Origin of the sequence: Nocardia sp. NPDC058176 (assembly GCF_042883805.1) — a bacterium.
GTDB lineage: Bacteria > Actinomycetota > Actinomycetes > Mycobacteriales > Mycobacteriaceae > Nocardia.
In genome coordinates this window covers 284,456-296,976 of the sequence record NZ_JBHVVA010000006.1, presented here as the reverse complement: position 1 = coordinate 296,976, position 12,521 = coordinate 284,456, and the positions used below count along the sequence as shown (strand labels likewise).

General features: G+C 70.4%; 10 protein-coding genes. 1 reads left to right on the top strand and 9 read right to left on the bottom strand.

All coding sequences use genetic code 11. The features are described from left to right. Positions 1-85 precede the first annotated feature (85 nt). Entirely contained in the window at positions 86-631 is a 546-nt protein-coding gene (locus tag ACFVVM_RS27915; protein WP_387624176.1) for a hypothetical protein, read from the top strand. 60 nt (positions 632-691) lie between these two features. Here ACFVVM_RS27915 and ftsZ read toward each other — a convergent pair whose 3' ends face one another. The 9 genes from ftsZ to ACFVVM_RS27870 form a co-directional block, all read right to left on the bottom strand. Next, positions 692-1,945: a cell division protein FtsZ gene (gene ftsZ, locus ACFVVM_RS27910; RefSeq protein WP_302874997.1), complete on the bottom strand. Its 1,254-nt coding sequence runs from the start codon at positions 1,943-1,945 to the stop codon at positions 692-694. A 131-nt stretch (positions 1,946-2,076) separates the two neighbouring features. Continuing rightward, positions 2,077-2,754 carry a cell division protein FtsQ/DivIB gene (locus tag ACFVVM_RS27905; protein ID WP_387624357.1) on the bottom strand — a complete coding sequence of 226 codons (678 nt, stop codon included), beginning with the start codon at positions 2,752-2,754 and terminating at the stop codon, positions 2,077-2,079. Between the two features lie 8 nt (positions 2,755-2,762). Next, complete coding sequence (murC, locus tag ACFVVM_RS27900) at positions 2,763-4,286, bottom strand: UDP-N-acetylmuramate--L-alanine ligase (protein WP_387624174.1); 1,524 nt, start codon at positions 4,284-4,286, stop codon at positions 2,763-2,765. Then, entirely contained in the window at positions 4,283-5,398 is a 1,116-nt protein-coding gene (gene murG / locus ACFVVM_RS27895) for an undecaprenyldiphospho-muramoylpentapeptide beta-N-acetylglucosaminyltransferase (protein ID WP_387624171.1), read from the bottom strand. Before murG ends, murC begins: the two co-directional genes overlap by 4 nt. Further along, complete coding sequence (ftsW, locus tag ACFVVM_RS27890; protein WP_387624168.1) at positions 5,395-6,813, bottom strand: putative lipid II flippase FtsW; 1,419 nt, start codon at positions 6,811-6,813, stop codon at positions 5,395-5,397. Before ftsW ends, murG begins: the two co-directional genes overlap by 4 nt. Continuing rightward, a complete protein-coding gene (murD, locus tag ACFVVM_RS27885; RefSeq protein WP_387624354.1) occupies positions 6,810-8,246 on the bottom strand; it encodes a UDP-N-acetylmuramoyl-L-alanine--D-glutamate ligase in 1,437 nt (478 codons plus the stop codon). The genes ftsW and murD overlap by 4 nt, the downstream gene beginning before the upstream one ends. A 50-nt stretch (positions 8,247-8,296) precedes the next feature. Further along, positions 8,297-9,373, bottom strand: a complete 1,077-nt coding sequence (gene mraY, locus ACFVVM_RS27880) for a phospho-N-acetylmuramoyl-pentapeptide-transferase (protein ID WP_387624165.1) — start codon at positions 9,371-9,373, stop codon at positions 8,297-8,299. Beyond that, positions 9,370-10,863: a UDP-N-acetylmuramoyl-tripeptide--D-alanyl-D-alanine ligase gene (gene murF, locus ACFVVM_RS27875; protein ID WP_387624162.1), complete on the bottom strand. Its 1,494-nt coding sequence runs from the start codon at positions 10,861-10,863 to the stop codon at positions 9,370-9,372. The genes mraY and murF overlap by 4 nt, the downstream gene beginning before the upstream one ends. Continuing rightward, a complete protein-coding gene (locus tag ACFVVM_RS27870) occupies positions 10,860-12,452 on the bottom strand; it encodes a UDP-N-acetylmuramoyl-L-alanyl-D-glutamate--2,6-diaminopimelate ligase (RefSeq protein WP_387624160.1) in 1,593 nt (530 codons plus the stop codon). Before ACFVVM_RS27870 ends, murF begins: the two co-directional genes overlap by 4 nt. Positions 12,453-12,521: the final 69 nt, after the last annotated feature.

Genomic DNA, 12,521 nt, shown 5'->3' with positions numbered 1-12,521 from the left:
ATGCTCGCCGGGCGGCGGTGCGGTTGGGTGATCGGGGCCGATCGCCGCCGATATCCGGGGTGAGGTTCTTCAGAAAGAGGTTCGCATGACGTTCACCGGCAAGGGAATGGTTTCGCGGTTCGCGATCGCACTGCTGGCGGTCGCCGCGCTCGGTGCCGCCGGCTGCTCCGCCGTCGACAAGGTCACCGAGGTGGCCAAGGACGCGGGCAAATCCGAGACCGCCCGCGCGAAGGTCGGTGACTGCATCAACGTGATCTCCGCGTCGATGATCAACTCCGAGACCGAGCCCGCCGACTGCGCGAGCGAGACCGCCGTCTACAAGGTCGTGCAGGTCTTCGACACCAAGACCGAGTGCCACGAGGACTACACCTCCTACGAGGAGACCTGGGGCAGCGGCGGCACCGTCGCCTTCCTGTGCCTGGCACCGAACTTCAAGCAGGACAGCTGTTACAACGAGGGCATGATGACCGGCTACAAGCACGTGCCGTGCACCGCCGACAACGCCAGCTTCAAGGTCGTCTCGCGCGTCGACGGCCAGGTCGACGAGCAGCTGTGCGGCGAGGACGCCGACCAGGTGCTGCTGCTCGCCGAGCCCGCGACCACGTTCTGCCTCGGCAGCGCCACGACCTGAGGCGGACAGACGAGAAGCGCCCGAACTCCGTGGAGTTCGGGCGCTTCTGGTGTTCGGGGGCTATCGACGCATGAAGATCGGGACCTCGATGTCGTCGTCATCGTCACCGTCGTCGCGCTGATCGGGGTTGTTGACCCGGTTCATCGCCGCCTCGGTGACCCGCTGACGCTCGGACTCCCGGTACCGCTCGGTGTCGCGGTAGTTCGGCGCCGCCGCACGACCACTCGACACGCCACTGGTGGCGGGTTCGGTGGGCCTGGCAGGTGCCTCGGTGCGCGCCTGGCCGACCTCGCCCGCCCGGCCGGAGCCGATCGGGTTGGATCCGCTGCGCGCGCTGACATTCGGTTCGAACGTCCGCCGCGCCGGACCGCCACCGTCGAAACCGGCGGCGATCACGGTGACCCGGACTTCATCGCCGAGCGAATCGTCGATGACCGTACCGAAGATGATGTTGGCCTCGATGTGAGCCGCCTCCTGCACCAGCGAGGCCGCCTCGTTGATCTCGAACAGACCGAGATCGGAACCGCCCGCGATCGAGAGCAGCACGCCGTGCGCGCCGTCCATGGAGGCTTCCAGCAGCGGCGAGTTGATCGCCGTCTCGGCCGCCTTCACCGAACGACCCTCACCGCGTGCCGAGCCGATGCCCATCAATGCCGAACCGGCACCGGACATCACGCTCTTGACGTCGGCGAAGTCGACGTTGATCAGACCCGGGGTGGTGATCAGGTCGGTGATGCCCTGGACACCGTTGAGCAGCACCTCGTCGGCGGAACGGAACGCGTCCATGAGGCTCACGGCCGCGTCGCCGAGCTGCAGCAGCCGGTCGTTGGGGATGACGATCAGGGTGTCGCACGACTCGCGAAGCAGGTTGATCCCCACTTCGGCCTGGTTCCCACGCCGCTTGCCCTCGAAGGAGAACGGCCGGGTCACGACACCTATGGTCAGCGCGCCCAGCTTGCGGGCGATGCTGGCGACGACAGGGGCGCCACCGGTTCCGGTACCACCGCCCTCGCCCGCGGTGACGAAGACCATGTCGGCGCCCTTGAGCACCTCTTCGATCTCGTCCTTGTGGTCTTCGGCCGCTTTGCGACCGACCTCCGGATCGGCTCCGGCACCCAGACCTCGGGTGAGTTCACGGCCGACATCGAGCTTGACGTCGGCATCGCTCATGAGCAGGGCCTGCGCGTCGGTATTGACCGCGATGAACTCGACTCCCTTGAGTCCCTGTTCGATCATCCGGTTGACGGCGTTCACGCCGCCGCCGCCGATACCGACGACCTTGATCACTGCAAGGTAGTTGTGCGGGGGCGTCATGGGCTCTCGCCTTCCTTCGATCCAAAACCCTCAACCTCAACCATAGGGTTGGCGTTATGTCAAGTATCCGACTGCTGCGGAACGCTATTCGCAGTCACCGCGATCCCGGCGCAGGCGCGCCGACGTTTCGCTCACTTTACCGTGACCAGATTCGGACTCGAAACGTCGAACACGGTGCCTTCCCTGGTGAGCAGCGGCATTACGACGGCGGCTTTGCGCTCGCCGTCGCCCGTGCCGCCCCACACTACCTTCCTACCGTCGCGAAGGTTCAGCGAGACGTCCGAATTCGACCGCGCGACAACCTCGCCCACCTGCACCGACAGCGCGGGCGGCAACGTGACCAGCACATCCACCGCCGCCCTGGCCGCTTCGGGGCCGGTGAAGTGCTCATCGGTGACCAGTTCCGGCACCCCGATCGGCGCCGCGGGCTCGATCGCGAATTCGACGCTGTCGGCGTCGATCAGGTGCGCGCCGTCCGGTGATTCGAAGTACACCACCGGGGTTCGCTCCACCACCGTCACCGCGACGGTGGAGGGGAACTTGCGCTGCACCCGCACCGAACGCACCTTCGGGATCGCGGCGACACGCTGGGCGATCTCGGTGGTGTCGATACGCAACATCGAACGGCCGTCCGGGATTTCGAGCAGGACCCGGACGTCCTGCTCCGGCACCGAGGACACGCCCTCGATGTGCACGGTCCGTACCGACAGCGCCGGGGTGAACCAGGCGAGCACCGCGACCACGGTCAGCACGAGTACCCCGACCACCGTCCAGAGCCGGTAGCCGTGCCACCCGCGCGCGGCGGGCATCGGCAATCTCACCGGCCGCTCTGCTGGGGCCGGGCGCGCAGGCCGTCGAGGATCTGGGTGCCGAGCATGGTGACATCGCCTGCGCCCATGGTGATCACCACGTCACCGGGCTGGGCCAGGGCGGCGACCTGCCTGCCGACCTTGGACATATCCGGTTGGTAATGCACGGGTTTGGTCACCGACTGGGCCACCAGCGCGCCGTTGACGCCGGGCAGCGGGTCCTCGCGGGCGCCGTACACATCCAGCACGACGACCTCGTCGGCCAGGCTCAGCGCGGTGCCGAACTCGGCGGCGAAGGTGGCGGTGCGGCTGTAGAGATGCGGCTGGAACACCACGATCACCTGCCCGCGCCGGGTGCGCGCGCCGTCGCGGGCCTCCTGGGCGACCAGCTGGGCGGCCGCCTCGAGCACGGCGCGCACCTCGGTGGGATGGTGGGCGTAGTCGTCGAAGACGCGCACGCCGTTCTCCCGGCCGGTGAACTGGAACCGGCGGTGCACGCCGCCGAATCCCTCCAGGCCCTGCACGATCTCGTCGATGTCGGCACCGGTCGCGCGGGCGGCCAGCAGCGCGGCCAGCGCGTTGAGCGCCATGTGCCTGCCCGGGACCGACAGGCGCACCGTGCGCGGGGTGGTCTCCCCGCCGAGCTGGAATTCGATGATGCCGCCCACATCGCGGGGCTCCCAGCCGAGCAGCCGGGCACCGACCGGCACCGGGGATTCGCGCAGCTCACCGGAGCCGTATCCGAGTACCTCGACGCCACGCTCGCGCAGGCGCGGGGCGACCCGGTGGGCCAGCGCCAGGGAGCCGGGATCGTCCAGGCACACGACCAGCAGGCCGCCGGGGGCGAGGCGATCGGCGAAGTCGTCGAAGACCTGCACGTAGGCCTCGTCGGTACCGAAGAAGTCCAGGTGATCGGATTCGATGTTGGTGACCACGGCGACGTCCGGGTCGTATTGCAGCAGTGAGCCGTCGGACTCGTCGGCCTCGGCGACGAAGATGTCACCGCTGCCGTGGTGGGCGTTGGTGCCCGCCTCGTTGAGCTCGCCGCCGACCGCGAAGGAGGGATCGGCGCCGCAGTGCTGCAGCGAGACGATCAGCATCGAGGTGGTCGAGGTCTTGCCGTGGGTGCCCGAGACCAGCAGGGTCTTGTGGCCGCGCATCAGCGCCGCGAGCACGGTCGGACGCAGCAGCACCGGGATGTCGCGGCGATTCGCCTCGACCAGTTCGGGATTGGTCTTCGGAATGGCCGCATAGGTGGTGACGACGACCGTCGGGCCGCCGGGCAGCAGATCGAGCGCCTCGGCGGCGTGACCGATCCGCACCTGGGCACCGCGGGCGCGCAGCGACAGCACGCCGCGGCTCTCGCGGGCATCGGAGCCCGAGACCGCGCCGCCGCGGGCGAGCAGGATCCGGGCGATGCCCGACATCCCGGCCCCGCCGATGCCGACCATGTGCACGCGTTCGAGCTCGGGCGGCAGGCCCGCGCCGACATCGGCGCCGATCGCGTTCGTCTCCGGCGGCTGACCGCTCATCGGGCGACCTCGGCGACGATCCTGGCCACCGTGTCGGCGGCGTCGCGATGGCCAGCGCCGGCCGCGGCGCGGCTCATCTCGGCGAGTCGAGCGGGGTCGAGCAGCAGCGGAATCACCTCTTCGATCACATATTTCGGGGTCAGATCGGCGTCGGCGACAATTCTGCCACCTCCCTGCGACACCACCGGCCTGGCATTGAATTCCTGCTCGCCGTTGCCGTGCGGCAGCGGCACGTAGAACGCGGGCAGGCCGACCGCCGACACCTCGGCCACCGTCATCGCGCCCGATCGGCACACCACCGCGTCGGCGGCGGCGTAGGCCAGATCCATCCGCGACAGATACGGCACCGCGACATACGGCGCGGCCGCGCCCGCGGTGCTCACCTCGACACTGTTCTTCGGACCGTGCGCGTGCAGCACCGAGATCCCGGCGGCGGCCAGTTGGGGCGCGGCGCCGGAGACGGCTTCGTTGAGGCTGCGCGCCCCCTGGGATCCGCCGAACACCAACAGGACCGGGCCCTCGGCGGGCAGCCCGAAGTGGCTGCGGGCCTGCGCGCGCAAGGCGGGACGGTCGAGTTCGGTGATCGAGGCGCGCACCGGTATCCCGACGACCTCGGCGCCGGCCAGGCCCGAGTCGGGCACGGCGGCAAGCACCTTGGCCGCGAGCTTGGCCCCGACCTTGTTGGCGATGCCCGCCTTCGCATTGGCCTCGTGCACGATGACCGGCACCCGGCGCTTGCGCCCGAACAGCCCACCGCGGGCGGCGAGATAGGCGGGCAGCGCGACGTAGCCACCGAAACCGATGATCACATCGGCGTTCACCTCGTCGATCACGGCCCTGGTCGCCTTCACCGAGGCGCGCACCCGGCCGGGCAGGCGCAGCAGATCGGCGGAGGGCTTGCGCGGCAACGGCACCGGCGGGATCAGTTCGAGCGGATAGCCCCGCTCCGGCACCAGCTTCGTCTCGAGCCCGCGTTCGGTGCCCAAGGCGGTCACCCGGATCGAGTCGTCGAGTCTGCGCAGCGCGTCGGCGACCGCCAGCGCGGGTTCGATGTGGCCTGCGGTGCCCCCGCCTGCGACGATCACCGACAACCCGGATCGCGGGTTACTCACTTGGATCTACCTCGTTCTTTAGCGTGTGGCATCGGATAGGTCGGTTCCCATGCTCGGGTCGACCGTAGCGAACTCGTGCCGCGGCTCTCCGACGCGCGTCGACGGCGCTCGGGCGGCGGCTGGCGGCGGGGTGCCTGACGTGGCCGTTCGGCCCTGGCGCGGGGCGCGGCCTTGCGTGGCGCGTCGGCCCTGGCCGGGCTGTAGACCTCGGGCACCGGGAGGCGGAGCAGTCGGCTGAACCGGCCGTCCTGACCGGCTTGCAACGCCGAGACCGCCTCGGGTTCGTGCCGGGCGGCGCTGGCGATGATGCCGAACATGAACAGCGTGATGGCCAGCGAGGAGCCACCGGCCGAGACCAGCGGCAGCTGCAGGCCGGTCACCGGCAGCAGCCCCACGACATAGCCGATGTTGATCAGCGCCTGCGCGGTGATCCAGGTGGTGGCGGTGGCGACGAGCAGCCGCAGGAACGGGTCGACCGACCGCAGCGCGATCCGGATCCCCGCGTAGACGAACAGCGCGAACAGCGCCAGCACCATCATGCAGCCGAGGAAGCCGAGCTCCTCGCCGATGATGGCGAAGATGAAGTCGTTGTGCGAGTTGGGCAGATAGCTCCACTTGGCCCGGCTCTGGCCCAGGCCGCGCCCGAGCAGACCACCGTCGGCGAGGGAGTACTTGGCCTGGCGCGCCTGATAGTTGGCACCCTGCGGGTCGTCACCGGGGTTGAAGAACGCGCGCACCCGGTCGGAGCGATACCCCGCCGACACCGCGAGGATCGCGGCGGCGACCAGGCCGGTCACCATGATGCTGACGAACAACCGCACCGGCAGCCCGCCGAACCACAGCAGCGCCATCAGCACGATGCCGAGCGCGATCGTGGTCGACAGGTTGGGTTCGAGCACCACCAGCAGGCACACCAGCAGCCCGGCGGGCACCAGCGGCACCAAGATGTCCTTGAGCTGGCCACCGCGGCGCGAGGCGAGCAGATGCGCGCCCCAGACCACCAGGGTCACCTTCACCACTTCGGACGGCTGGATCGAGATCGGGCCCACGTCGAACCAGCGCCGCGCGCCGCCGACCTCCGAGCCGATGCCGGGGATCAGCACCAGCACCAGCGCCAGCACCGAGAGGGTGAAGATCGGGAACGACCACTGCCGCAACAGGCGCAGCGGCAACCGCAGCGCCACATAGAAACCCACCGCGCCCAGCGCGGCGAACATCGCCTGCTGGATGAACAGCGAGTACGCCGACCCGCCCCCGGCATACGCCTCGACGCTGGAGGCCGAGAGCACCATCACCAGACCGAGCACGGTGAGCAGCGTGGCGATGGTGACGATCAGGTGAAAGGACGCGAGCGGACGAGCCAACCAGGCGCCGAAGCGCTCCCCCGCCCACCCTGTTCGCCGCGTCTCGGTCATAGTTCCCGCCCGATGTCACCATCTTCCAGTGCCGTCACCGCGTCCACGAAGCAGCGTCCGCGGTGGGTGTAGTCGTCGTACATGTCCAGGGAGGCGGCCGCCGGGGCGAGCAGGACGGTGTCGCCCGCGCGCGCCAGCCCCGCCGCCGCGCGCACCGCGCGGCCCATGACCGCTTCGGCTCGCTGGGATCTCGACGACTGCATGTCTGCATCGTCTCCCGCATCCAGCTCGATGACCGGGACTTCGGGTGCGTGTCGCGCCAATGCGGCGGCGATCACCGGCGCGTCGGCCCCGAACAGGACCGCGCCGACCAGCCGGTCACCGATCTCTTCGATCAGGTCGTCGATGCTGGCGCCCTTGAGCAGTCCGCCGGCCAGCCACACCACCTGCGGATGCGCCATGATCGCGGCGCGCGCGGCGTGCGGGTTGGTGGCCTTGGAGTCGTCGATGAACTCGACCCCGCCCAGTTCGCGCACGAACGCGGTGCGATGCGGACCGACCTTGTGCTCGGCCAGACCCTCCTTGACGAACTGCGGCGCCACGTCGATCGCCCTGGTCAGTGCCGAAGCGGCCAGCGCGTCGGCGATCCCGGCCGGGCCCGGCGGGCTGATGTCGCCGGTCTCGGCGAGGATCGCGGCCTTGGTGAACGCGCGGTCCAGGAGTTTGCCGTCGACCACGCCGAGTTCGCCGTCGGCGGGCACGCCGATCCGGAAGCCGACGGTGCGGCGCGCCTTGGCCTTGCGGGCCAGCGATCCGGCGACCGGATCGTCGAGGCCGACGACGCCGACGCGACCGGTCAGCGCGCGCGCCTTGGCGGCGGCGTAGGCGTCGAGGCCGCCGTGCCAGTCCAGGTGGTCCTCGGCGACATTGAGCACCACGCCCGCCTCCGGACGCACCGAGGGCGCCCAGTGCAACTGGAACGAGGACAGCTCGACGGCGAGCACCTGCGGACCGGGGTTGCGGCGCAGCGCGTCCAGGATGGGCAGGCCGATGTTGCCGCAGGCCACGCTGGAGATACCGGCGGCGCGCAGGATCGAGTGGGTCATGTTGGTGGTGGTGGTCTTGCCGTTGGTGCCGGTGATCACCAGCCACTTGCGGACCGGACCGTAGATCCTGGCCTGGTCGACCCACCAGGCGAATTCGACATCGCCCCAGACCGGGATGCCCTCGGTGACCGCCGAGACCAGCACCGGCGAGTCCGGCCGCCAGCCGGGGCTGGTGATGACCAGGGCGAACCGGCTCAGGTCGGTGTGTTCGAGTTCGATGCTGGTGGCGACCTCGAGGCCCAGTTCGGCGGCCTCGGCCAGCGCCTTGGCGCCGCCGTCGGTGACGACGGGGTGGGCGCCGATATCGCGCAGCGGCTCGATCAGCGAGCGCCCGGAGACGCCCCAGCCGGCGACGAGAACGTCACGGCCACGCAGGAATTCGAGCATCGGGCCCGGGGAGCGCAGTGCGCGGGGTGAGTGTTCGACCATGTCCGTCCTCACCCGACCTGGGAAAGATATTCGCTGTAGAACAGGCCGAGACCCACGGCGGCGGCGATGCCGGCCAGGATCCAGAACCTGATGATCACCGTCGTCTCGGCCCACTTGCTCAACTCGAAGTGGTGATGGAACGGCGCCATCTTGAACAACCGGTTGCGGGTGGTGCGGAAGACCACGACCTGCAGCACCACCGAGGCCGCCTCGGCGACGAACAGCGCGCCGATGACGACCATCAGCAGCTCGGTGCGGGTGGTGATGGACAGCCCGGCCAGCAGGCCGCCCAGCGCCAGCGAACCGGTGTCACCCATGAAGATCTTGGCCGGGGCCGCGTTCCACCACAGGAAGCCGATGCACGCCGCGGCCGCCGCCGCGCACACGAGGGCGAGGTCGAGCGGGTCGCGCACGTTGTAGCAGCCGGGACCGGGGTCGGTGGAGCACGCCTTGTCGTACTGCCAGAACGTGATGATCACGTAGGCGCCGAGCACCAGGCTCATCGATCCCGCGGCCAGGCCGTCGAGTCCGTCGGTCAGGTTGACCGCGTTGGACCAGGCCACCACGAGCAGGCACACCATGATGACGAACACCAGCGCGCCCATCGAGACCGTCGACCAGTCGCGCACGTACGAGATGTGCTTGCTGCCGGGGGTCAACCCGTTCTCGGCGCGGAACTGCAGCACGAGCACCGCGAAGATCACCGCGGCGCTGATCTGACCGATGTACTTGCCCGCCGCCGACAGACCGAGATTGCGCTGCTTGCGCAATTTGATGAAGTCGTCGAGGAACCCGACCACACCGAGCGCGGTGGTCAATCCGAGCACCAGCAGACCCGAGGCCGTCGGGCCCTCGGCGTCGTAGCCGATGCCGATCAGGTGCGAGCCGAGATAACCGGCCCACATACCGATCAGGATGGCGACGCCACCCATGGTCGGCGTGCCACGCTTGGCCTGGTGACTGGCCGGGCCGTCGACCCGGATCTCCTGGCCGAAGCCCTGCTTGGCGAACACGCGGATCAGGAACGGCGTCAACAGGATCGACACCGCCAACGCGATCCCCGCGGCGAACAAGATCTGCCTCATCGAGCTGTGCTACCTTCCCCTGCCCTGGTCAGGTGCTCGGCGACGGCCCACAGGCCCACCGCCTTCGACGCCTTGACCAGTACCACATCGCCCGCGGCGATCTCGTCGTCGAGCAGCGCGATCGCCGCGTCGATATCGGGAACGAGGATCGATTCCTCGCCCCATGAGCCTTCCATCACCGCGCCCTGGTGCATGCCCCGGGACGGGCGTCCGGTGCCGACCACGATCAACCGGTCGACATCGAGGCGTACCGCCAGCCGTCCGATCGCGTCGTGTTCGATCACCGATTCTGCGCCGAGTTCGCCCATCTCGCCGAGCACGGCCCAGCTGCGGCGGGGTTCTTCGCCCGCCTTGGCCAGGGTGACCAGCGCTTTGAGCGCCGCCCGCACCGAATCGGGATTGGCGTTGTAGGAGTCGTTGATGACGGTGACACCGTCGGCGGTGGTGCGCACGTCCATGCGGCGGACCGAGGCCGCGGTGGCACCCGCGAGCGCCTGGGCGATGGTCGCGAGGTCGGCGCCGCACTCGAGCGCGACGGCGGCCGCGGACAGCGCGTTGCCGACCTGGTGCTCGCCGTGCACGGCCAGCTGCACCGGCACCGACTCCCCGCCCGCGTGCAGGGTGAACCGGGCGCGGGCCTGGTCGTCGGTCTGGACGTCGGTGGCGCGCACATCGGCGTCACCGGAGCGGCCGACCAGCACGACGCGGGCCTTCGTCCGCGAGGCCATGGCCGCGACATTCGGATCGTCGGCGTTGAGCACGGCCAGACCCTCGACGGGCAGCGCTTCGACCAGCTCGCCCTTGGTGGCGGCGATGGCCTCGCGGCTGCCGAACTCACCGAGATGGGCGGTGCCGACATTGAGCACGACACCGATGCGCGGCGGCGCGATCCGGGCCAGCGCGGCGATGTGGCCGGGGCCGCGGGCGGACAGTTCGAGGGCGAGGAACTTGGTGTCCAGGCCCGCGCGCAGGGCGGTCCACGGGTGACCGAGTTCGTTGTTGAACGAGCCGGGCGGCGCGACGACCGGGCCCAGCGGGGCGAGCACCGCCGCGAGCAGGTCCTTGGTCGAGGTCTTGCCGGAGGACCCGGTGACCCCGACGACGGTCAGGCCGGTCCGCTGCGCCAGCCGTTCGGTGCTCACCCGCGCCAGCTCGGCCAGTGCGGCCAGCACGGCCGCGCCGGAACCATCGGCGTCGCTGGTCAGCGCCACCGAACTCGCCGGTACCGAACCGCGTTCGGGGGCGACGACGATGGCGGGCACGCCGACCGGGCGGGCCGCGAGCACCGCGACCGCCCCGGCGGCGACCGCGGTCGCCGCGTAGTCGTGTCCGTCGGAGTTGGCGCCGGGCAGCGCGAGGAACAGATCGCCGGGACCGATTCGGCGCGAATCGAATTCCACCGAGCCGGTCACCAGTGCCTGGGGGTCGGGTGCGTCGTGCAGCTCACCGCCGACAACGTCCGCGATCTCCCGCAGTGTCATCTCGATCATGAAACCGTCAAATCCTCCGAGTCCGTCTGCGCGGTGGGTCCGGCCCGCAGGGCCTCCAGTGCCGCGGCGACCGCCGCGCGGTCGTCGAAGGGGTACTTGACGCCCTGGATCTCCTGGCCCACCTCGTGGCCCTTGCCCGCGATGAGCACCACGTCACCCGTCCGCGCCCAGGCGAGCGCGTCGGCGATGGCGAAGGCCCGGTCGCCGACCTCGCGGATCTCGCCGCGGTCGGTGGCCGGGACTTCGCGCGCACCGGCGAGCACGGCAGCCCTGATGGCCGCCGGTTCCTCGGTGCGCGGGTTGTCGTCGGTGACGATCACCAGGTCAGCGCCCCGGACCGCCGCCGCGCCCATCAGTGGTCGCTTGCCCGAGTCACGGTCACCACCCGCACCGAGGACCACGGCGAGCCTGCCGTGTCCGGCCTCGGCGAGGTGCCCGCGCAGGGTGGCCACGACCGATTCGATCGCGGCGGGCTTGTGCGCATAGTCGACCAGCACCAGGAAGTCCTGGCCGCATTCGACCCGCTCCATCCGGCCCGGCACGTCGACGGTGGCCAGCGCGGGCGCGACGACCGCGGGGTCGACCCCGGCCGCCGCGCAGGTCGCCACCGCGAGCAGCGCGTTGGCCACGTTGTAGCGGCCGGGCAGCCGCAGCCGCACGGGCAGCTCGCCGTCGGGCCCGGCAGCGGTGAACTCCTGCTCGGCGCCCGCGGTGTGCACCGCGCCGGCGACCTGCCAGGTGGCGGCGCCGACGGTGGAGACGGTGATCGGCGCGGCCAGGTCACCGGCCAGGCGGGTGCCCCACTCGTCGTCGACGCAGACGACCGCGGTGCGCGCCGCGACCGGCGAATCGGCGTCGAACAGTTTCCGTTTGGCGCCGAAGTAGTCCTCGAAGTCGGCGTGGAAGTCCAGGTGGTCCTGCGAGAGGTTGGTGAACGCGCCCACCGCGAAGCGCACGCCGTCGACCCGGCCGAGGGCGAGCGCGTGACTGGAGACCTCCATCACGACCGCCTGCACGCCCTGCTCGACCATCGCGGCGAACATCGCGTGCAACTGCGGCGCCTCGGGCGTGGTGAGCGCGCTGGGCACCCGCTGCCCGCCGATGCGGGTCTCGATGGTGCCGATCAGCCCGGTGGACAGCCCGGCCGCGACCAGACCCGCCTCCACCAGGTAGGAGGTGGTGGTCTTGCCCGCGGTGCCGGTGATGCCGATGATCCGCAACCGGTCGCTGGGGTGGCCGTAGATCTCGGCCGAGAGCTCACCGAGCACGGCGCGCGGTCGCTCGCGCACCAGCACGGGCACCGCGACCTCGCCGATCAGCTCGGCGCCCGCGGCATCGGTGAACACCGCCACCGCGCCCGCGGCGATCGCGTCGGCGGCGTAGCGGGCACCGTGGGCGGCCGCGCCGGGCAGCGCGGCGAACAGGTCACCGGGCAGCACCGCGTTCGAGCGCTGCTCGATCCCGGTGACGACCACCTGGGTGGATCCGGCGGTCACGACGGTGGCGCCGGTGAGGTCCAGCAGGGCCTGCAGCGGCATCGACGGCGGCGTGGTCGGCCGGAGCGCGTGCGGGCTGGACTGCGCGGGCACAGGGCTCCTCTCTGAGAGTGATCGAGCGCGTGGGCGAGACGAGCAGTCAGGTTACCGACGCGCGGTGTC